Source organism: Sessilibacter sp. MAH1 (assembly GCF_054658315.1).
This window is the reverse complement of record NZ_BAAGIC010000009.1, coordinates 146,814-169,355: the sequence shown is the minus strand read 5'-3', so window position 1 is coordinate 169,355 and position 22,542 is coordinate 146,814. Positions and strand designations below refer to the sequence as shown.

The 22,542-nt window shown below is 42.1% G+C and carries 19 protein-coding genes; 7 read left to right on the top strand and 12 right to left on the bottom strand.

Annotated features, from left to right (window positions below):
* Positions 1–240: 240 nt before the first annotated feature.
* The 6 genes from ACYQ28_RS11045 to ACYQ28_RS11020 all read right to left on the bottom strand — a co-directional run bounded on the left by ACYQ28_RS11045 (position 241) and on the right by ACYQ28_RS11020 (position 4,960).
* On the bottom strand, positions 241–648 hold the full coding sequence (locus ACYQ28_RS11045; protein ID WP_460049916.1) for a roadblock/LC7 domain-containing protein: 408 nt from the start codon (positions 646–648) through the stop codon (positions 241–243).
* 143 nt (positions 649–791) lie between these two features.
* The gene (locus tag ACYQ28_RS11040; protein ID WP_460049918.1) at positions 792–1,184 is read right to left on the bottom strand and encodes a roadblock/LC7 domain-containing protein; all 393 of its coding nucleotides are present in this window, start codon (positions 1,182–1,184) and stop codon (positions 792–794) included.
* A 3-nt stretch (positions 1,185–1,187) separates the two neighbouring features.
* Entirely contained in the window at positions 1,188–1,715 is a 528-nt protein-coding gene (locus tag ACYQ28_RS11035; protein WP_460049920.1) for a GTP-binding protein, read from the bottom strand.
* A complete protein-coding gene (locus ACYQ28_RS11030; protein ID WP_460049922.1) occupies positions 1,708–2,394 on the bottom strand; it encodes a hypothetical protein in 687 nt (228 codons plus the stop codon). Before ACYQ28_RS11030 ends, ACYQ28_RS11035 begins: the two co-directional genes overlap by 8 nt.
* A gap of 1,230 nt (positions 2,395–3,624) precedes the next feature.
* Positions 3,625–4,065: a VOC family protein gene (locus ACYQ28_RS11025; RefSeq protein WP_460049924.1), complete on the bottom strand. Its 441-nt coding sequence runs from the start codon at positions 4,063–4,065 to the stop codon at positions 3,625–3,627.
* 496 nt (positions 4,066–4,561) lie between these two features.
* Positions 4,562–4,960, bottom strand: coding sequence for an MAPEG family protein (locus ACYQ28_RS11020; protein ID WP_460049930.1), 399 nt, complete (start codon positions 4,958–4,960; stop codon positions 4,562–4,564).
* Positions 4,961–6,460: 1,500 nt separating this feature from the next.
* On the opposite strand from ACYQ28_RS11020, the gene ACYQ28_RS11015 reads away from it, so the two are divergent.
* Positions 6,461–7,387 (top strand): DMT family transporter, encoded by a 927-nt coding sequence (locus ACYQ28_RS11015; RefSeq protein WP_460049932.1) that lies wholly within the window; start codon positions 6,461–6,463, stop codon positions 7,385–7,387.
* 350 nt (positions 7,388–7,737) lie between these two features.
* On the opposite strand, the gene ald is transcribed toward ACYQ28_RS11015, so the two are convergent.
* Complete coding sequence (gene ald, locus ACYQ28_RS11010; RefSeq protein ID WP_460049934.1) at positions 7,738–8,853, bottom strand: alanine dehydrogenase; 1,116 nt, start codon at positions 8,851–8,853, stop codon at positions 7,738–7,740.
* A gap of 269 nt (positions 8,854–9,122) precedes the next feature.
* Between ald and ACYQ28_RS11005 the strand changes: the two genes are divergently transcribed.
* Positions 9,123–9,602, top strand: coding sequence for an Lrp/AsnC ligand binding domain-containing protein (locus ACYQ28_RS11005; RefSeq protein ID WP_460049936.1), 480 nt, complete (start codon positions 9,123–9,125; stop codon positions 9,600–9,602).
* Between the two features lie 129 nt (positions 9,603–9,731).
* Here ACYQ28_RS11005 and ACYQ28_RS11000 read toward each other — a convergent pair whose 3' ends face one another.
* Positions 9,732–12,710, bottom strand: coding sequence for a TonB-dependent receptor domain-containing protein (locus ACYQ28_RS11000; protein ID WP_460049938.1), 2,979 nt, complete (start codon positions 12,708–12,710; stop codon positions 9,732–9,734).
* 830 nt (positions 12,711–13,540) lie between these two features.
* Between ACYQ28_RS11000 and ACYQ28_RS10995 the strand changes: the two genes are divergently transcribed.
* Both ACYQ28_RS10995 and ACYQ28_RS10990 read left to right on the top strand, forming a co-directional pair.
* A complete protein-coding gene (locus tag ACYQ28_RS10995; protein WP_460049940.1) occupies positions 13,541–14,005 on the top strand; it encodes a Tse2 family ADP-ribosyltransferase toxin in 465 nt (154 codons plus the stop codon).
* Positions 14,005–14,217, top strand: coding sequence for a hypothetical protein (locus ACYQ28_RS10990; RefSeq protein ID WP_460049942.1), 213 nt, complete (start codon positions 14,005–14,007; stop codon positions 14,215–14,217). Before ACYQ28_RS10995 ends, ACYQ28_RS10990 begins: the two co-directional genes overlap by 1 nt.
* 398 nt (positions 14,218–14,615) lie before the next feature.
* Here the strand turns inward: ACYQ28_RS10990 and bioD are convergent, their stop codons facing one another.
* From bioD to bioB, 4 genes are all read right to left on the bottom strand, one after another.
* The gene (gene bioD, locus ACYQ28_RS10985; protein WP_460049944.1) at positions 14,616–15,296 is read right to left on the bottom strand and encodes a dethiobiotin synthase; all 681 of its coding nucleotides are present in this window, start codon (positions 15,294–15,296) and stop codon (positions 14,616–14,618) included.
* 111 nt (positions 15,297–15,407) lie between these two features.
* Positions 15,408–17,078, bottom strand: coding sequence for a malonyl-ACP O-methyltransferase BioC (gene bioC, locus ACYQ28_RS10980; RefSeq protein ID WP_460049946.1), 1,671 nt, complete (start codon positions 17,076–17,078; stop codon positions 15,408–15,410).
* Positions 17,079–17,089: 11 nt separating this feature from the next.
* Positions 17,090–18,271, bottom strand: coding sequence for an 8-amino-7-oxononanoate synthase (bioF, locus tag ACYQ28_RS10975; protein WP_460049948.1), 1,182 nt, complete (start codon positions 18,269–18,271; stop codon positions 17,090–17,092).
* A gap of 113 nt (positions 18,272–18,384) precedes the next feature.
* On the bottom strand, positions 18,385–19,479 hold the full coding sequence (gene bioB, locus ACYQ28_RS10970) for a biotin synthase BioB (protein WP_460049950.1): 1,095 nt from the start codon (positions 19,477–19,479) through the stop codon (positions 18,385–18,387).
* A gap of 166 nt (positions 19,480–19,645) precedes the next feature.
* Between bioB and ACYQ28_RS10965 the strand changes: the two genes are divergently transcribed.
* The 3 genes from ACYQ28_RS10965 to cysE all read left to right on the top strand — a co-directional run bounded on the left by ACYQ28_RS10965 (position 19,646) and on the right by cysE (position 22,470).
* Positions 19,646–20,431, top strand: a complete 786-nt coding sequence (locus tag ACYQ28_RS10965; protein ID WP_460049952.1) for a phosphoribosyltransferase family protein — start codon at positions 19,646–19,648, stop codon at positions 20,429–20,431.
* Positions 20,432–20,481: 50 nt separating this feature from the next.
* The gene (locus ACYQ28_RS10960; RefSeq protein WP_460049954.1) at positions 20,482–21,468 is read left to right on the top strand and encodes a serine/threonine protein kinase; all 987 of its coding nucleotides are present in this window, start codon (positions 20,482–20,484) and stop codon (positions 21,466–21,468) included.
* A 180-nt stretch (positions 21,469–21,648) separates the two neighbouring features.
* A complete protein-coding gene (gene cysE, locus ACYQ28_RS10955; RefSeq protein WP_460049956.1) occupies positions 21,649–22,470 on the top strand; it encodes a serine O-acetyltransferase in 822 nt (273 codons plus the stop codon).
* Positions 22,471–22,542: the final 72 nt, after the last annotated feature.

The window sequence follows — 22,542 nt, the reverse complement described above, 5'->3', positions numbered from 1 at the left end:
CCCTTAAATTCTATAAGGTATTTTAATAGCAAAGAGATTTTATAACCGTGATCATTGTTGCCAAATTAAAGAAATCAAAAATTTGAGGCAATAAAAAAGCCTGTAGCAAACTACAGGCTTAATCGTTAGTTGCAGCTCTCGTGAACCATAAAATATATTACCCCAAAACGGTAATAGCACTCACGAACCCGAATAAAAGCAACTTAGAGCTATGGTAATTTGGAAATTACCAGATCTGCATTACGGGCAAAGAGGAGATACAACCGGTAAAGCGGTGCGAAGTGCAGACCAACCCATACCCAAGTTTGCTTTACGACCAGTAATCAAAACCATTAAACAGTTTTCCTTACCAGGAACAATACTCATGAAATGGTAAGTGTGATCTGTACTCATTTGTACTTCTTTAATGGAATTGGTAACGGCTGTACCGCGCTGGTTTGAAAGCAGGGTTTCTACCGTGCTTACATTCTTACCACGAAACATATCTACTGCTGCTGCCGCAACCGCATCTAAATAACTTTGGGTGAAGTAAGGAACGTTGTGGTGAGCTGCCAACAACAAACCAGAAGAAAGATCGACAATTGCGGCACCAAGCGCATCACTTACATCGGCAACCAATTGTTGACAAGCAGTATCCAGTTTACTCATAGCTATAATCTCCAGTCGACGCGAAGCAATCCGCATCAATTCGGCATCTGCCGTAAATTATTTGTTTAATTTTAGTTCAATTTACAATTGATTCCAGTTTTAGCGAAATCAATATCCTTAAATTTACCAAAATTAGGGTTATTTTAAACTCTAATTTCTTTTTCGAGGTTTTCAGCAGCAACATTGGTTGCCGAAATTACCATCCCTAGATTCACGTTGTTATTTGCCAAGGTGGTAATAACTAATTTTTTACCCACACGGCGCATAACCAAAAAACCATTGGTGTTTTGGATGATGACAAAATTACATCCCACCTGCTGAGCCTCGATGGCAATTTTTTCACCCAATGCTAAACAAGAGCTAGTCATCGCCGCAAGTCGTGCATCTGACAGCTCATCCACAGCTTTCTTTGCTAAAGCGTGGCCGTCTGTGCTTGAAAGCAACGCAGCGTAAATACCCTTACTGGTCTCTAGCAAATTAGCCAAACTATCATCAACTACTTGCTTTTTGATAACGATCTGTTTTTTATCGGTCATATTTCACCCATATTCCAACATAGCCAGCAATGATAGCATGAGCTGACTCATATCCGACTTATCTCGCGGGTCCACCGCCATAATCGGGTAAAATAGCGCTTCTTTCTCTAAAAAACAGTACAAATCTTCAATGCACTGACCATTAAATTCGTTTATGCGGGTTACACCAATAACGGCGCTGGTTTCATCAATAAAAGTCTTGAAATTATCAATGTACATTTTCAAATCAGCAACAGGATCGTCGCGAGAAGAATCTACCAGAATAATAAAACCAATCGCCCCTTCGGCGACAATTTCCCACATGTGCCTAAATCGCTCTTGACCCGGCGTGCCGTATACATGCACGACATTACCATCGTCTAAGTATATTTCTCCAAAATCAAAAGCGACGGTTGTTGTACTTTTAATTTCCGACAATTCATCGGTAGTCTCAGACTCGGTCGCTATGGGTGGTCTATCACTTAAGGATTGGATCGCTGTTGTCTTGCCAACACCCGCCGTGCCGGTGATGACCAATTTGAGTTCAGACACTGGATCTTACTCCAAACTTCATGCGCAATTTCTCTAGAATTGGATTACCTCGACGCTTAGGCGGCTCAGTAACTTTAGTTGTCATTTGCGCAACCCGTTGTTTAATGTCCAAATACCCGCGCTTACTACAATTCGTAATGAACTGATGAACATTTTCTGTGTTGATTCCAGCCATCTCCGAAATTTCATCCACAGACACTACGCGCTTAAGCATAATGGCACAAATTCGGGTCGCTCCTGGCGTTTCTTTCAAGATGGACGGCTCTGGCCAACGCTTCAATCGGTATCCGGTTGTAACACCACTTGGCTCTGGAGAAGCAACAGTTACCGGCGGGACTCGTGTTTCACTGCGAGTCTCGACATTAGGTTGTTTCGAAACCTCGGCTAAACACCTCAGAATACCGGCGGCGCGCATTGGCTTGTTCAGACGAAGCTCCAAACCGCCAATCCCATCAAAATGGCCGAAGTGTATGATCTTTTGCTTAGAGGCAGTTTGATTTTTAATAAACTGCGCACCTTCAATAGAATCTACATCAACGATTAAAACTTCGGCAGGAACCGAACGAACGGGCACGACATCCCATTGATGTTCAGTTTTATTGGAAAGTAACGAAAGGAGGCTCGTAAAAACCATTTCGTCGTTTTTGTTAAAGCCGAGCAACTGAATAGTTCTCTTCATCACATCACTTAGTTAGGCGCAACGCGCATTGTTGATATAAACGTATTCGTCGACTACCGAGATAAACCTTCAGAATTACCGCAAAAAGTAATCTCAGATGGATAACCGTGATAAATCAAACAAATTCCTTTTTAGATGATCATCCACAGCTTGGTAATCAAGCTCGCCTACCGTAATTTCTTTTGGCTTAACACTCTCAGGCACAACACATTGCCATTCTAGTCTATAAACCGAGAAATGGTTTTATCGTAACAGATACTAACCAATTGGAATTACAACAATATATTTTGATTACCTTAATTCAAAGTTATAGAAAAAATTTTTACAAATCCCCTGACACAAAGCTCAAAATGTGATGCAGAGCATATTTTTTCATTAATACCTTAAATTATTGACAGGTCGATATAACTATTCGCCAAAACTCCAACCGAGCAAAAACATTTTCGGAATTTTAATTGTCGACTGACACCGTCAAAGATTCTCAAAAAAATACCAGCTAGTAATTTAATTTTCGAATTAAAAACCAAAGTAGCTAAAACCCTATATGAGCCAGATATAAGCCACAGCACATAAAACGAAACACTTTAAGTAGCGAATCGCTCTGCATGACCTCACTCTTTAAAACTCTGCGCAAAGTTCAATCTAAGATGTAATCCAGATTCCAATCTTTTGCATAATCCTACACAAAACTTGGACACTAATTTATAGGACATTCTTTTATAGGACACTCTGACCAACTCATCCATGAATTAATCACAGGAGCGAAATTGAAAATACGATTTCTAATTTCTTCACAATTTCAACCACTTACCTTTCTTGAAATTGGCGACACATCCTTGTGCCGTTGGCAACTCTGGGTTAATCAGAGTTGCCCATACTCAAAATAGAGTGATACTTCGAAAACCGGAGCAATTTTAAATTACAAATTTATTAAACTTGCTCACTAGAGCAACCAGCAAAACCGTCTAATTTCGTCAAACTCACCAACATAAAATTTAATAATCAAATTAATGACATTTCCTTATAGCTAAATAACCTGCCGTAGAAATTGCCCAAGTCATCTAATCATAAAAAACTTATTTGACGTTCCTGAAAGTTTATGTACAGACAATTAAACGCAATTAAAACACAAACAGAAGAGCGGCTTTGATTATTATTCAAGGCAGTCAGCAAAAATGCGACCAACACCTTAAATTTAGAGATTAAAATAAACATCGAAAATAATATTGATTACCAATGACCAATATTTTCCATAGACGCCCAAGGCTCTTGAATCTCTAGAGGCTCGCCTTTTTGCAATAGTTCGATAGAAATATTATCGGGCGAGCGAATAAATGCCATGTGGCCATCTCGGGGTGGACGATTAATTGTTATGCCGTTATCCAGCAGTTTCTGACAAAATTCGTAAATATTTTCCACACGATAGGCAACATGACCGAAATTTCTACCTTCACCATACACTTCAGGGTCCCAGTTATAGGTCAACTCAAGTAAAGGAGCGTCGGTGTTTTTTGTAGACTCAAGATCATTAGGTGCAGACAAGTAAACGAGCGTGAATCGTCCGCGTTCACTTTCCATTCGGCGAACTTCAACAAGGCCCAGTTTGTTGCAGAAAAAATCTAAAGACGTGTCAAGGTTAGACACACGAATCATGGTATGTAAAAACTGCATAGCGCTTCCTCATTATAAGCTCAATGAAATCACTGAGCTGTTAGCTTTATGAATTAACAAAAATACTGACAAGTAAACAATACAATTTACAACAATTGGCTATCTCTCTTGCCAGCAACCAAAACTGCATAAAAGACCATCCGACGACTTGAAAGTTTGCTGTTAAAGCATGACGTTCTCGGTATGAGAATCTTTAATTAAAGCTTCGTGATTTAACAGCCTCTAATTTTGGTTTTAAAAAAATACGTCTATTAACCTTAAGAACCTCTGATTAACTCATCCATGATTTAATCAGAGGGAAGAAATTGAAAATGTGATTTCCAATTTCTTCACCATTTCAATCACTTACAGTTCTTGAAATTGGCGACACATCCTTGTGAGGAAGCTCCGATCATAAGATCGCCTGACAGTAAGAACCTCGACAATAAAAGCCTCTGACTAACTTGTCTCAAACTTAATCAGAGGGCAGCGGCAAAACCGAAGATTGCGAAATTTCTTACACAATTCCCAATAAATGTAACGCAAGAATAATCAAACTCACCTGTCCGGTGGCGAACGCTAAAGTTCGAGCAACAGGAATTCCAACGGTATAAATTACTACGTGCGCCAAGCGCGCAAAAAAGTAGACGGCGCAAAGTGTTGCCGTTAGCTCGTTAGACATCCCAGTAACTTCAACGGCCAATGCCAAAGGTGCAAAAATAACCAAGCCTTCGGTTAGGTTTGCATGAGCAGCACGTGCACGAATTGCCCATTGATGCTGCATCACGGCACTGGCGCCGCCATTACCTAAGGTTTCCATCAAACCCAATTCGGCAATTCGGTTCAATACATAAGGCACCCAAAGTACAGCGGCAAGTAAAGCAGTTGCAGTTAACCAAAAAATTTCTGATGACATGATGATCCCCCAATAGAGATTTAACGAATTTCAAATGAACGAGATCAGAGTATCGCAAAAGATTTCGATTATCTACCTATCGGTAGGTAGATAGATCAAATAAACACAAAAATATTGTTTCCGGAGCCACGAGCTTCAAAAACCTTCGGTTAATCGAAGCCGAACAATAGCGTATTTGGTGGCTAAGAATTTGTGCGATCGATTAGATAGCCCTAATCGCGCAACATAAAGTTCCAGAAAGAAAAACAAGTCAGAATGAATATTCATCGACGTTGCTCTAGGCTCTAGGTTAGTAATACCTAAATCTGAATGCAGGAAATTTTCTCCGATGCATGATGTGCTGATAAATATTTCAAGGATGCCAAACCGTCCTGATAAACGGTCGAATTTAAAGCTTTATCTCTAAAGTTCTCATGCGCGCAGAAATACTATTAATACGCAACTTGATTATTTGTCTCGCTCAAGATCAACTACGGTCGTTGTTTAGGAAAAGCGTTGATAACCCAATGCTTCTAGCGACGCATGCTGTGTTAGCAATTTCAAGAACGGTAAGTGGATGGAACTGTGAAGATGTTGATCTGAGATGTTTAATGACTGAAAGCCTATTTTTAACCGATTCAACGACTTAAATTGCCGCTAAATTCAAGAGAAATATTCGCAGCGAAGATTTACAACAAACTAACCAAAATTAGACGATACAAGCTCAACATTCATGCTAATTCATTAAATTCTCTTACCCTAGTAACCACTATTTTTTAAGAATGGTCACTTAACTCGTCTTTGTGTACGAGAAACGACAGATTAATGAGTATTTACTTTAATTAACTCCAGCCTGCTCAATCATTAACTTCCATTCTAGATCGTACAATTTAAACCCATTTTAAAATTTCCGTTTGAATAATACATTCTAATTAATGTTACAAAAAAAGAATTAATTAATTCCTTCAAACTAATTGACACTTGCTAATAATTTTAAAAAATAACCATAGATAGCGCTTCTTTTCAAACCCAAAGCCTAGAAAAATTCACACAATGTAAACTTATTCTCAGTTGATGTAATAATAATATCGATTAACTAGAAAGATTTTCGTTACACAGAGTATACTAATTTAGTCAAATACAAGTGAGAACAATAGTAAGGTGTGCTAACGCTTACTTTATAAATACGTTCCCATCAAACACTATTTGATATTAGTTGAAATTTAGATGTTAACGATAAACCCTGTCCAACTCAGCGATTGTTTTTAAGGATTGAAAATACAATCGAGTCATCCAAAAGACTGCACTATCTTTAAGGGATTCTTCATAAAGTAGTTACTTTATCGATTAAAGCAAAATTGCCTCGATCGATTGGCAGGTTAGAAGATTAATATGAGTAAAAATTATTCGGATAACACAGCTGATTGGGTTCCAAAAATGATAATTCAGAATCCATTTAGCCCTTATGCTTCATGACAGTAATTTGAAATCCTGCCCTTACGATGTAGAGATACCTTTTCGATGCCAACCAATCCCCATGTTCAACCCATGACCCTACAGCAATGGTCTATTTTAGTTTCGCTTTCCATCATCTGGGGCAGCTCATTCTTTTTTGTCGAGATTATCGTTAAAGAAATACCGCCAATAACCTTGGTGGCATTAAGAGTATTGTTGGCTGCTATCATTTTGTCGCTGCTACTATTTATAAAAAAAACTCCATTAACGTTAAACAAAACCACAATCTACATATTTTCAGTAATGGGATTATTAAACTCTGTACTTCCATACGTATTGATTGCCTGGGGACAGCAATATATTAGCTCTGGATTAGCCGCGACACTCAACGCTAGCACACCTATATTTTCTGTAATCGCCGCGCACTTCTTTACCAGCGACGAAAAAATTACAACCAATAAACTTACAGGCGTGGTAATTGGATTTTTAGGTGTTGTGGTAATGCTCTCAGACAGCATCAATGAATCGGAAAACCTGATCATAGGAAAAATAGCGGTCATACTTGCAGCAATCTGCTATGCAACAGGCGCTATATTTTCAAAAAAAGCCAATCACAACAACATAACCCCGTTGCAGACAGCCACCGGGCAAATGACAGCATCGGCCATTTTTCTAACACCCATGGCATTCGTGTTTGAATCACCATGGACGCTTTCGCCACCCAGTTTATTAACCTGGGGATCAATGGCGGGATTGGTTCTGTTTTCGTCAGTACTCGCGTACATTTTATTTTTTCAACTGCTCACCAAAACCGGCGCAACCAATTTATTGCTGGTAGCTTTTTTAATACCGGTAAGCTCAATCGCGCTAGGCGTATTATTTTTAAACGAGATTTTAACCACCAAGCATTTGTTGGGAATGCTGTGTATCGGTGTTGGATTAACTATTTTAGATGGACGTGCGACGCAGGCGCTGAAAAAAAGACTGGCATAAAAAAAGCGGTATAACACAGTGTTGATAAAGCGACTTTGTATAGCGCAACATCTAACCAACGCCTGTGTATACCGCATTAAGCGTCAACACTAAGGGATTTAATCGGTCTACCCGATTGAGGTAAAACTAGAAAAGACTCTTTACGAAACGAAACTACGCCATTTAACACAGCGAACAACAACATCAATAAAGCGACCGTAAACTAAATTACCTATCGCTATTATCTACAAACAAACTTAATAGAAACTTAAGGAAACTCCGAAAAATCCAGAGCTTCCAGCGACACAAAAAATGTGCCGTCAAGGTTTCCCCGGATCAAATCATAAATTAATCCGGGATTTCTAAAAAAATTAAGCTAAAGCGATTTCTGGAGCAACGTATTCATAACCCAAAGCTTCTGCAACAGCTTGATAAGTCACTTTACCCGCGTGAACATTCAAACCTGCCAACAAATGCTTGTTATCCAATACGGCTTTGGCCGCACCTTTATTAGCAATTTGCAACGCAAATGGTAATGTGGCATTGGTTAAGGCCATGGTGGAAGTACGCGCAACACCACCCGGCATATTGGCAACACAGTAGTGAATAACGCCATCAACTTCGTACACAGGCTCAGCGTGAGTGGTTGCTTTAGAGGTTTCGAAACAACCGCCTTGGTCAATTGCAACATCAACAACCACAGAACCTTTTTTCATTTTAGCAATGATGTCACGGGTCAATAACTTAGGTGCTGCCGCACCCGGAATCAACACGGCACCCACCACCAAATCAGCCGCAATGGCTAACTCTTCGATGGCTTCAACGGTTGAATAAACACACTTAACTTTGCCGCCAAACTCAACATCAAGTTGACGCAAACGAGGCAATGAGCGATCAAGAATGGTTACATCTGCACCCATACCCACAGCGATACGCGCCGCATGTGTACCAACAACACCGCCGCCAATAACCAATACTTTACCGGGTGCAACACCAGGAACACCGCCAAGCAAAGTACCCAAACCGCCTTGTGCTTTTTCTAGATAATGTGCACCAGCTTGAATCGACATACGTCCAGCAACTTCAGACATTGGCGCCAATAATGGCAAACCACCAGCGGCGTCGGTCACGGTCTCATAGGCAATACAGGTTGCTTTAGAAGCAATCAACAATTCGGTTTGGGTTGGATCTGGAGCAAGGTGCAAGTATGTGAAAAGAATCTGACCTTCGCGCAGCATTTTGCACTCAACAGGTTGCGGCTCTTTCACTTTAATGATCATCTCTGCGCGCTCAAAAATCTCCTGAGCCGTTGCAATTACCGCAGCACCTGCCGCTTCGTACATAGCGTCGGTAAAACCAATTGAATCACCGCACAGAGTTTCAACAATCACAGAATGACCGCTTTCTACCAGTTCACGGACACCTGCCGGGGTAAGGCCAACGCGATATTCATGATTTTTAATTTCTTTTGGAACACCAATTAACATAGAAACCTCCGACAGGATTAAGACTTTTTAACTTTTATATAGGAGCCATTAAGGCGTTAAAACTATTCTAGAAGGTGTTATTCAGTCGATTTCATGGTATTTTTTTAATTATGAAGACCTTTTAACTATTTGAATTCACTTTTTGAAGGGCAATCCAGTAGAAATCACTGGTTTTCCAAAAGTCAGGGCTAGAAACCGTCTATAAAACCTTCTCAACTGACTTTACTCCGTTAAAACGTACATCTGTATTTAGAATAGAACAGCGCACCATGGCCGACTACGAACTCGACAGAATCGATCGCAACATCATCCGTATACTGCAAAAAGACGCCCGCATCTCATACGCAGAACTCGCCCGACAAATTGGCTTAAGCACCACACCCTGTGTAGAGCGCATCAAAAAGCTGGAAAAAGAAGGCGTGATTCGCGGCTACACCACGCTTTTAAACCCCAATTTTTTAAAAGCAGGCCTGGTCGTATTCGTACAAATTCGACTGGCACGCTCACCCAAAGACATCTTTGAAAAATTTCGCGACGCCGCCAAAGCCCTGCAAGAAGTTCAAGAATGCTATCTGGTCTCGGGTAACTTCGACTATCTACTCAAAGCCCGCGTTCAAGACATGAAAGCCTACCGACGTTTCTATGGAGAAACCTTGTTAACCCTACCCGGCGTTCAAGAGTGCACAAGTTATGTAGTAATGGAAGAAATTAAAGATACGTTAGAAGTACCGGTTGGCTATAGGGCCTAAATACTCTAAGCGCTGTGGAAACTTTAGGCTCGCCCATTCTGGATTAAATAAGATAAGAAAAATTAAACATACAATTAATAAAAAACCGGCCATTTAGGCCGGCTTTAATCGCTAGAACATTTTTATAAATTAAAGCTTCACATTAAATCTTACGTAACCAAATACGCCGGGTACGTCGTAGGTGGTTGCATCAAAGCCATTTAATGCACAGCTAAAACAAGTTGGTGAGTCTTCATCGGTAACGTTAAGCAAACCAGCAGAAATGGTAATTTCTGTGTCACTTGGTACCGACCAGCTCGCCGCCAAATCAACATACAAGGTTTCGTCTAGGGTATTTAATTCAGCCGCTTCGTTTGAACATAAACCTAGGCCAGCCAACCCCGTACAGTCTTCGGTAACTTCATCAATGTAGCGGAAGGTTGCCGCAAAGGCCCAGTTGTCGTAAAACAATTCAGCGGTAAGCGTAGATTTTAATTCGGGATACGCTTGCTCTGGATCACCGGTTTCGGTGCCTTCTAAATGCACGTCAATAAAGCCCGTAGAAGTTGGAACCTGCTCTACGTATTCATCTAAGAAGGTGTTTTGCCACGTTAATTTCACCTGACCAAAATTGTAGGTTGGGCTTAAATAGGTGAAGGTTAAATCGTAGCCCGAGGTTTCAATGCCACCAATATTGGTTAATTGATTTGAAAAACCGTTAATAACACCACCCGCGGTTCGAGTAATTCCGCTACACAAGGTTGGATCAAGGGTGTTAATACAACCTTCTAATTGCACCTGTGCATCTAAGGCTTGAATGGCACCTTCGATCTCGTGATCGTAATAAGTACCTTCAACGGTGAATTGTTCGATCCAATCTTGGTTATCCACCCAGTCGGCATCGTAAACAAAACCTAGAGTGAAGCTGTCGGATTCTTCTTGTTGCAGTTGGCGATTACCACCGGTTGTTACCGAAATTTGGTTGTTAAACTGCACATAACTGCCATCCACAGGAACACCCAACGCCTGACAGTTGGCAATGGTTTGAGAATCCGCCGGTGTAGAACCCGGTTGCGTGCCTAACAAATCAGAACACGGATCGGCAAGCGTTTGGTCGAAACGTGCCGCAGAACCGAATAATTCACCAATACCCGGTGCGCGCAAACCTTCAGAAACGCTACCGCGAATTAATAGATTTTTTACGGGACGATATTTAAATCCCACTTTACCGGTCGATTCAGAACCGAAAGTACTGTAGTCAGAGGTGCGAAGTGCCAACGATAAATCCAATAAATCGGCACCCGGTAGGTTTGCTAAAATGGGCACCTGCAATTCTAGATAATATTCTTCGACATCAAAACCGCCGCGTGTTGGTGTTGAAGGTACACCCGCACTTTCGCCAGCGACTACAACCGCATCGGGTTGGAAAAAACCATCTTGTTCTCGGTATTCAACACCGGCTGCAAAGGCAAATGCCCCGGCTGGTAAATTAAATAAAGTACCGCTGATGTTTGCACTAATATCGCTAAGCTCTTGCTCACTTACGTCTTTTTGCACAAACGAAATATAATCCAATTGCTCTTGTGTAATGGTACCCGTGCCATCACCCTGACCACCAAAGAAATTCAACGGCACACAAGGATCGGTACAATCTTCAATGGGGCCTAAAGCTTGTCGAATTCGTGCAGAGTTATAACCCCCGGTTTTAATTTGGTCGGCACGGTTTTGTGAACGCGAGAAATTAACATCCCAATAAAAATTACGATCGGCAAGTTCAAACTGCCCTTGCAAACCTGCACTCACATAAAAAGTATTAACGTCTTGCTCAAATACACGCGGGCCACCTTCTAAGGGTCTGCGACCAAAAAAGAACGGATTGGTATTAGCATCAATGGTAAAACCAAACGGGTTAAATGGATTCGAAGCATCAACCGAAATCGTATCCAACAAATTACCATTACCGGCTTCTGGGCCAATAAATAAAGGCTCCGGCGCCGCTTGGTTAGTGGATTTACGATTGTTAAACAAACCTTTTAATGTAAAGGTTGTGGTAGGCGTTAAATCGTATTGCGCTTGGGTATAAATATTGGTTCGCTCATTCGGTGCAAGTACTAAGTTAAATGGCGAGAAATTAAAACGATCAGCATTCGTGAATGGATGAAAATCATCATTTGGGCCACACGGGTTTGACGCATCGTATCGTGGCACACCGGTTACACCATTATTAATGGTACAGTCGACATCAATTCCGGTATTCGGATCGGTAAAAACAAATCGTCCTTGCGGCGTACCCGAACTGCCACCCAAACCGTTAGTCACAAATGGAATTGGTGTAGACGCTTGATCGCGATCGGCAGCCAATACGTCGTTAGAATTCACATAACCGATATTTAAAAATATACGGGATTTTTCGCCATGCGAACCAATCGATAAATTAATTTCGTTATTTTCACCGTCACCCTCATCGTAAGCTCCGGAATAAGCCTCAATTTCAAAACCTTCGAAATCTTTTTTGGTAATAATATTAACTACACCGGCAATAGCATCACTGCCGTAAATAGACGATGCGCCATCTTCTAAAACTTCAATACGCTCAATAATTGCTGTGGGAATGGTATTTAAGTCAACCGCTGACGACACACCACTGGCCGAAGAACCATTTACCCAACGCACACCATCCACCAAAACCAAGGTGCGATTCGAGCCTAAATAACGCAAATCAATTTGCGAAGCACCGGCACCAATACCGCCACCATCCGGCGGAAAGCCAAAGTTACCACTGCTATTAAAACGCGAGTTTAAACCACCACCCGAAGCAGTTAAACGTTGAAGAAAATCCCCTAAAGACGTCAATCCCGATCGATCCAAATCCTTTGCGGTAAGCGTTACAACTGGCGAACCCTGCGATAAAGGGTCTTGGCGAATACGCGTACCGGTAACAACAACCTCTTCCAGTGCTTTTTCTTCTTCACCGTCCTGAGCAAACGAAGGAATCGAAAGCCCCATCATTGCCGAGGCAAAAAATGGAATACACGGGCCAAATTTAAAAAACTTCGCTAACGACTTTTTAGCAAAATAATTTTTATTTGGCAGGGATTTATTTTTAAGATTCTTAAACTGAATCGACATTAACCGTCTCCAAGGATGGCCCCACAAACAAGCGAGGAATTTATCGACACAAAAAATCACATCAATGCCAGCAAAAACACATTGAAGTGACCTTCGCGAGATTTTATTCAGGGACGATTCATACAATGGCTTCCACCCTGTCACTAATGACAAGTGTGAACAAATAGTGTGAACTTATTGAAAAAAGCTGATTTTAAATCACAGAGAGTTAAGGAAGAGACGCTTAAGAAGAAATCAAAAACTCACCACATCAGAAAATTGGTCAATATTTTAAATACCTACTCATATAAGAGTTTAATCAGAATTATCTTCTATCCCACAATGTGCAAGACAACTTAAAACTGAATATCATAAACGGCACCGCAAATTAATAACATAAAGTTATCAAAATCAGGAGTTCAGGTAACGACAAAATTACGAAAAAGCTAGAACACTCTTACTTAATCCAGCTTAAAAATTAGCTTTATAAAAAACCAAATTCATTAAGTAAATCAGAAAAAACACTAATAAAGTTAATTTTTCACACAAACACAAAAAGAACATTTCGTGCAATAAAACTAACACAATACAACTTGCACAATAAAACCTAACCACTTAAAACTACATAACCATTCCAAAGAAATTAGTTTAAGACATTAAAGGGCACCCTTCTTAAAACTATTTGAATTATAAGCTTGTCACTAAAACTAACAACCGAATAAAAATTCACAAAAACGTGATTGCGTTAAAACACTCAACAAATTGTCATTGAAAAATAACGTCATAATAGATAGTTAAGAGGCCCTGAAAACTCGATAGACTCGCTGAATAACAACTTTGGAAATGCCACCATGAGTACAGTAATTCTTAAAGATGTGTTAATTCAATCTGGCAAAATTAACCAATATTTTGAAGGCGCGGTACCAGTTAATTTGTGGCGAGCCAGGAATAAAAAGACACAAATTCATGTTTTCGATTTCGTCGAAAAAAATACTGTTCTATCCAACGGTCGACCAAGACTAGCAGACATTCAAATCGTCTCGAAAAACGGCGTTAAATGGGTTTCTGTAAAGTATCAACCCAGAGGAATTAGTACATTTGATGAACCAGGATTACCCAAAGGTAAAGACTGGGAGTATTATAGAATTCCAAAAGGTACGGAGCTTCCTAATGGGTTGGCAATTGTCAAAGATCAATTTAATACAAAATTTCAGGCTACTCATTATACAATAGCTCCAGCATATGATATGCCTCTATCCCAATTTAAAAATTTACTTCATTTGTTAGCTCAAAGAATTATAAAGGAAGCAATATAATGGAAATACCAAATCACATGGCCCCAATGCTCATTTCTGCCGTTCGCGATGGCTTACTCTATCAAGATCAACTGTTGAAAAGCGAAACCTTAAGAAACAGAGCAGACTACGAAGAGCATATATTACAGCTATCTCAATTTCTTGAATTTTTAAAAGAAGAATATAAGTCAATTGAGCAAGAAGCAGGTATTCCATTAGAGAATTTACTGTAATAAACGCTTCAAAAACTCGGAATAATTCTCTTTCCACTTACATACGTTTAAATGTTTTTTATGGAGCCAGAATAGTTACACAGTTTCGCAATAGACAGACCAATCACAAAAATCGAAGAGGACATTCTGAGACAACCAAAATTTTCAGCCAAGATCGCCAAGTCCAACTAGTTCTTCTGATTCAAATATGCGTTAAAAATTCAGCAAGTTAAATCGAAAAAGCACAGTATATAGAAGGGAAAAGCGGAAAATAAACTCAAGCGTAAATTTACCAAATCGTAGTTTCATTAATGGCTACTGCCATTCATTGCAATTAATTATTAACAGTCTCAACCAACTATTAGCAGCAGAACGTCGTTTAACCAAAATTTCCCTGCCGTTAATATTACGCGACATATTCAAAGCAACATTTCTATCGAAAGATACTCACTCGCTTTTTGCGCATTTTCGCATTTAGGTACCACACCCAATAACGGTGCTTGTATCCTCTCGTAAATACTTTGAATATTTTCTTGTACACATTCAGCGTTGTCATCCATGCAGTTTGCAACCCAGCCAGCGATAGGCAAGCCTGCTTGGCGAATGGCGTTGGCGGTAAGTAGTGCATGGTTGATGCAGCCTAGGCGGATGGCGACCACTAAAATGACGGGCAGTTGTAGTTTTATGACGATGTCGGCGAGGGTTTCCCGTGGGTTTAGGGGTACAAACCAACCACCGGCGCCTTCCACAAGCCAGAGGTCGGCGCGGTTCATAAAGGCGCCTTGGATAAATCCGGTGAGTCGCGAGGTTTGCAATACTTTGTTTTCGTGGCTGGCGGCTAGGTGCGGTGCTATGGCTTCTTTTAACGCAATGGGATTTACCGACTGATAGGGCAAGCTCAAGGTCATAGAATCGATAAGTGCTAGCGCGTCTTCGTTTTTTAAAATGCCGTCTTGCTCAACACAACCTGCGGCGACAGGTTTTAATGCACCGGTTGTTAAACCTTGTGCTTTAGCTTTTTCGAGCAACGCACAGGTAATAAAGGTTTTACCCACTTCGGTATCGGTGCCGGTTACAAAGAATTTGTTGGATTTTCTCATAGTCACTAAAAAAAATAATTTTTGTTTAAAAACAGATGTCGCTCACATATGAACGACAGATTACTGTTATCAACAGTTTGCGCTATTAACATCAAGATTTAAATTAAACTGTCAACCAGAAAACGATAAATAATACACTTCGTAAGTAAGTGGTAGACCTTGATCTACTCGAAATTGTTCGTAACTTTCTTTTAAGCGCAACAACCTCTGCTTGCCACCCAAACCACCAGCACGATTTTGATTTACATTGTGCGCACCAATATCACGAATACTTTTAATTAATTCGCCAAATTCAGAAAAATACAGAGTAATAATTTCTGTATGAATACTAAAATCTTTAAGTTGTAGCTTTTTTGCGATATCAACAAGAACTTGGTCAGCAAGAAAACGATTTACATGTCGGTAGTCATCAACACTTTTCCATGCCGCTTTTAGTTCCAATAAGCTTTGCGGGCCAAGGGTTGAAATAAATGCACGTGCTTCTGGTTTTAAAATCCGATTAATTTCCGACAATAATTTTGCTGGCTGTTCACACCATTGCACCGACAAGCTGGAATACAAGGCATCAAAGCTATTATTTAAAAACGGTAATGATTCTGCATCGCCCACACTAAACAAGGGTTTTCGATAATGGTGCTGCGCAAAACTTGCCATGCCGTGAGAAATATCAACACCGGCAATATGGTGATATGAGTTGCTTAATTGATTCGAAAAAAATCCGGTACCAGAACCTAAATCTAACACATTGAGTTCGGTTTCTTGCAATGAATTATGATTTATATACTGGCGATATTGATGTAAAAGCTCGGCGCCAACTTGGCGTTGAAAATCAGCAACATCGTCGTATTTTTCTGCGCAGCGACCAAAAGATTCAGCAACCAGATATTTATTTCTGTGCGGCTGGTGTTCTTGCACAAAATCGACGATACGCTTAATAACCTCTTCTGGAATTTCTAAATGTAAGGCGTGACTGCCATTAAGGCTTACATATTTTTGTTCGCAAGGCGCTGCCTTAGAAAGATCCTCTAAATCAGCGATACAGGTTTTTGGAACCAGTTGGTCGCCTTCTGCTAATAGGTGTAAACCGGGCACAATAATCGAAGCATAATTCTTTTGATTATCTATACTGTGTAACCAGTCTAGAGTTTTTGATAAATCATTTGCTTCTAGCTGTTGTGAATAAAGATCACGCAGTTTTTTAAGTATTGTTTTTGACGTATTGGTGTTTTCGGAATTTGAATTACCCGCAACCAATTGCGCAAAGTGTTTTAAGGTTTTTTGCGCATTTTGTTGCACACTGTTGGCAAAGTTTTGATACACCAACTCGTCCATGGCATTTGGCCACTGATCCGATTGTGTAAACCGTGCATTAGCGGCCAAGGTAATTACGGCGCTCACTCGCTGTGGATATATATGGGCAATTTGCATAGCCAACATGCCACCCAACGACCAACCCAAATAAATACCAACCTTGGGTAAAACCGATAACAATGATTCTATGTTGATGGCTAAATGTTTATTCTCACCAAAACCCGGTAAATCAATAATATAAACATCAAAATAGTCACGCAGCTTTACACCAAAGCCTTGCCAAGATTGCGAATCACACCCCCAACCGTGTAATAAAACTAAGGGTTCGGCGCTGATGGGTTTTTGCAAGCATGCGTAAAATCCCGGTGCTAAATAACTCGGTTGATTTTTTTCCAATGTATTTTCGACGGTATTTTTCGGTGAGTTTAAAACCTGCTCGCAAGAGGCTTTTAAAGTTGGGGTAGACTTCATAAAACTTTTACTTAACGAGCAGAAGAAACAACAAAACGTTCATTGGCGTCAATCAATAAATTTACCAGTGAATCAATGTCTTCTAAAGAATGACTGGCGGTGAGTGTTACGCGCAAACGCGCCGTACCCGCAGGAACTGTTGGCGGGCGAATAGCGCCAACCAATACACCCTGCTCTTGTAACCACTGGGCAACCTTTAGAGTTGTTTCTTGGTTGCCAATAATAATCGGTTGAATGGCGGTGTGTGAGGTTAGTAATTCAAGATTGGTCTTTTGCATTTTTTCACGAAATACGCGAATTAATTCAGCAAGATGATTTCGCAAACCTGTGCCTTCGCGAATAATTTTGAGCGATTGGCGTGTGGCTGCTGCAACCGCCGGTGGTAACGCGGTGGAATAAATATAAGGTCTGGCGAATTGAATGAGAGTTTCTATAAGGGTTTCGCTACCCGCTACAAACGCGCCATAGGTGCCAAAGGCTTTACCTAGAGTTCCCATCAGCACGGGTACATCATTCGCGCTTAAATTCTCGGCTTCGCACAGGCCTGCGCCGGTGGCACCAAGCACACCAAAGCCGTGGGCATCATCAACCATTAACCACGCATTATGCTGCTGGCAAATTTGGCTAATTTCTCGAAGCGGTGCAAGGTCGCCATCCATACTGAACACACCATCGGTAACGACGATTTTGCGGTTGGCTTTTGGTGTGAGCATTTTTTCTAAGCTGTTTAAATCGCAGTGTAAATATCGCCGAAATTTAGCACCGCTCGATAAGCCGCCGTCTAATAAAGAGGCGTGATTTAATTTATCTTCGGCAACCAAATCACCTTGGCCGAGCAAAACATTCAAACACGCTAAATTTGCGGCATATCCGTTAGCAAATAATAAAGCACGTTCACGCCCGGTAAATTCAGCCAATTCTTGTTCTAATAAATGATGCTGTTCGTGATGACCAATCACCATGTGCGAGGCACCACTGCCTACACCATAACGTGCTGCGGCTTCGGTAAATGCTGTGATTACATCAGGATGATTGGCAAGACCCAGATAATCGTTGCTGGCAAAATTTAAATAATGCTGAGCATTAACCTGAACGCGACTGTTTTGGGCAGATAATAAAACTTTGCGTTGACGGTATAAATGCGCCTCGTGACGATCAAGCAGGGCTTGTTTTAATTGTTGCTCAATCGTCATGGCAATCTTCCGTCGCAGTAAAAAAGAGATAAAAGAAAATCTAATGAATTTGAAGAAACCTCTGATTAAATCGCCATTGCATTCATCAGAGATTTCAAACTGTTTTTAATTGCTCAAACGGCGGCTGTTACGCCGGAATTAATCGGCGTTTTTACTTGGGCGGCGTCATAGAAAAACGCTTCATTCTTTTGCGCTTCTATTTTTTGTTCTAAAGCCGCTTGTTCGGTGGAGTCATCTACGTGGGTTTCGCGTTGTTCGGGTTTTAGGTTTAAACGCTCAAACAATTGCATGTCTTTGTTGGCTTTAGGGTTTGGCGTGGTCAGGAGTTTTTCACCGTAAAAAATCGAGTTGGCGCCAGCCAAAAATGCCAAGGCTTGAGTTTGATCGTTCATGTCTTCGCGACCGGCCGACAAACGCACGTAAGACTTCGGCATTAAAATGCGCGCAACGGCAATAGTGCGAATAAAATCGAAGGGATCAAGATCGGGGTTATCGGCCAGCGGTGTTCCGCTCACACGTACCAACATGTTGATAGGGACCGATTCGGGATGTTCCGATAAATTCGCCAATTGTTGCAGAAGACCGGCGCGATCGTTATCCGATTCGCCCATGCCGACAATGCCACCGGCGCAAATTTTCATGCCGGATTTACGCACGCGATCAAGGGTTTCAAGCCGGTCTTGATAGGTTCGAGTGGTAATGATTTCGCCGTAATATTCTGGCGACGTATCAAGATTGTGGTTGTAGTAGTCCAAACCGGCGTCGGCCAGCTCTTGGGCTTGTTCGTCTTTTAACATGCCAAGCGTCATACAGGTTTCAAGACCCAATTCTTTAACGCGGCGAACCATGTCGGTAACGTAAGGCATGTCTTTCGATTTCGGTGAACGCCAAGCGGCACCCATACAGAAACGGGTTGCTCCGGCTTCTTTTGCGGCTTTGGCTTCTTCTACCACGGCATCAACGCGCATCAGTTTTTCGCGCTCAAGACCGGTATCGTAACGAGCCGACTGCGGACAATAGGCGCAGTCTTCTGGACAAGCGCCGGTTTTGATCGAACACAAGGTGCTCACTTGCACTTGGTTGGGATCAAAATAAGCTCGGTGTACACTTTGCGCTTGGAAAAGAAGATCCATAAACGGTTTGTTAAATAGCGCGAGGATTTCTTCTCGTTGCCAATCGTGGCGAATTGCAGGTTCAAGGGCAGACATCACCGAACTCCAGCTGTCAGTCATTAGATAAAATCAGAGCAAGGCAGTCTAAACGAAAGCAAAAAGCTGTCAACCAAGTTATAAAGTTTTGGTTTACTACTCTTAGATCAGTAAAATTTTTAACGTTAAATCAAGATGTTAACATCTCGAACACAAGGATGTATCTGTGCAAGCAACCCAAAGAAAGTGGTTCAGCATCACCAAGCGTTGGTGGCATAAAGCCACAGATCTCACATCGAATGCGGCCGCACAGTTTTTACAGAGTTGCGTTATTTGTCACGACGCTATTACCGAACACAACCGCTCCATTCACGCCCAAAAGATTTGCTCGCTGTGTTGGCAGTGCCTACCGTGGATTGATCAGCACTGCGGCACCTGCGGGTTACCGCTGGCCGTAGGTGCAATCCAATGTGGCGTTTGCGCCAATCAAAGGCTCAGTTACGAACGTTGCTTTTGCCCACTGCGCTACGATTTTCCCGTAGATGTATTGATTCGCAACTTCAAAGACGCCCGACAATGGCCGGTTAAATCGGCCTTGGTAGACCTTCTCAACAGCGCTCATCAAGAGCTGGATTTTAGTCAGTTCGATTTTATCGCGGCGGTGCCAAGTCACTGGCGCAAGCGCTGGCAACGGGGTTTTAATCACAGCTACGAACTGGCCGTTACGCTCGCGAAGCAACACAACATCCCGCTGGTAACGGATTTTAAACGCGTTAAATTCGGCCAAGACCAACGCCTGCTGACCCGCAAAGAGCGCTTAAAAAATCTCGAAAACACCTTTTTTTGTAAGCAAGATCTTAGCGGCCAACACGTTTTATTACTCGATGATGTGGTCACCACCGGCGCCACCATTGAGTCTGCCGCTAAAGCCTTAGTCGCGGCAGGGGCCAAACCGCCGGTTGTTTTGGCCATTGCGCGAACACCAGCTCGCCAAAAGCCAACAACTCGCTAGAGAATTCATCGTTCAGTCGTTAGAATTCGTTTTTGAATCGAGACACCTCTATGATTGACTCACAACATCCTTACAATTCTCTCACGCCAGATGCCGTGTTAGACGCCGTAGAATCGTTGGGTTATCTCAGCGACGCTCGCATACTTGCGCTCAACAGTTACGAAAACCGCGTATACCAAGTGGGAATTGAGGGTAAAAGTCCGATCATTGCCAAGTTTTACCGGCCTAATCGCTGGAGCCGCGAGCAAATTCAAGAAGAACACGACTTCGCCGAGCACTTGCTGGATCTTGAGATTCCCGTAGTGCCGCCGCTTAGAGACGACAGCAACGTGAGCCTTCATCACTTTGGCGATTTCTTGTTTGCTGTTTACGAACGCAAAGGCGGTCACGCACCAGAGCTGGATAATCTCGATTGCTTACACGTCATTGGTCGCTTAATTGGCCGAATGCATTCGTTGGCTAAGCAAGCGCCCTTCAAGCATCGCCCAATTCTGGATATTCAAAGCTTTGGTATCGAATCGCGAGAGTTTTTGCTGAGTAACGATTTTATTCCCAAAGAATTGGTGCAAGCCTACGATTCGCTGACTCAAGATTTAATAACGCAAATCCAAGCACGTTTTGGGCAAGTTAAGTTTGACAATATTCGCCTACACGGCGATTGCCACCCCGGCAATATTTTATGGCGCGACGACAGCGCTTTTTTTGTTGACCTTGATGACGCGCGAATGGGGCCTGCGGTACAAGATTTGTGGATGTTATTGTCGGGCGATCGCGTACAACAAACCTCTCAACTTGATGAAGTCTTAGACGGTTACCAACAATTCTGCGACTTTAATCACGCCGAATTAGTATTGATTGAACCCTTGCGCACTTTACGAATCATGCATTATTCGGCTTGGCTGGCACGCCGCTGGAACGATCCCGCGTTTCCAATGAATTTTCCATGGTTTAACAGCGCGCGATATTGGTCGGAACATATTTTAGAGCTGCGCGAGCAATTTTCCGCCATGCAAGAACCACCGTTGGCTTTGTGGTAATCGGCTTTGTGGTAGCAGTTAGCCGCCACCACAACTCAGCAATAGCGACCTTATCGACTAGGTCGCAAACAAGAACCATCATCGGCAAGAAATGTATATAAATTGGTCTAATTCTTGAAAAACCATCAAAAGGCCAAAACTAAGAGCAACCTCAGAGAAAATTACACTTGGAGCTTCAAGGTGATCGAAGAAATTTGGGAGAATATTCGTCGCGAGGCGATGATTAACGCCCATCAAGAACCCATTCTTGCGAGCTATTTGCACGCGACCATACTCAACCATACATCGCCTATGGCAGCGCTCAGTTACATACTGGCCAGCAAGCTTGACGGCCCAACTGCTTCAGCACTGTTGATCCGCGAAGTCATCGAAGAAGCCTTCGAAGCCAATGCAAATGCCTTCTCAGAAGCCGTCGCCTATGACCTAGACGCCGTGCTTAAAAGAGATTCGGCCTGCGACGAATTCTCAACGCCCTTTTTGTATTACAAAGGTTTTCACGCCTTACAAGCTTACCGAGTTGCCCATTGGCTGTGGAATCAAAACCGTAAGCCTTTCGCCTTGTTTTTGCAAAACAGAATTTCTGTGGTGTTTTCTGTCGATATACATCCGGCGGCGGTTATTGGTAAAGGCATTATGTTCGATCACGCCACCGGTATTGTGGTTGGCGAAACCGCTCGCGTAGATGATCACGTATCGATTATGCAATCGGTAACCCTTGGTGGCACCGGCAAAGAAAGCGGCGACCGGCACCCAAAAATCCGCCGTGGCGTTTTAATTGGCGCGGGTGCAAAAATTCTCGGCAACATTATTGTCGGCGAAAACGCCTTGGTTGGTGCCGGTAGCGTGGTACTCAAAGAAGTAGAACCACACGCAATTGTAGCCGGAGTTCCCGCCGTTAAAGTGGGCGAAACCGGACAGCGAAACCCTGCCGATGAAATGTGTTACGACTGGGAAGAGAAGGCCTCAATTACCCACGAAAATACCGCCAAACTTCCTCTGTAATAGCACATATCAAACGAAATAGCACATATCAAACGAGCAAACAAAAACGCCTTATTAAAAGGCGTTTTTTGC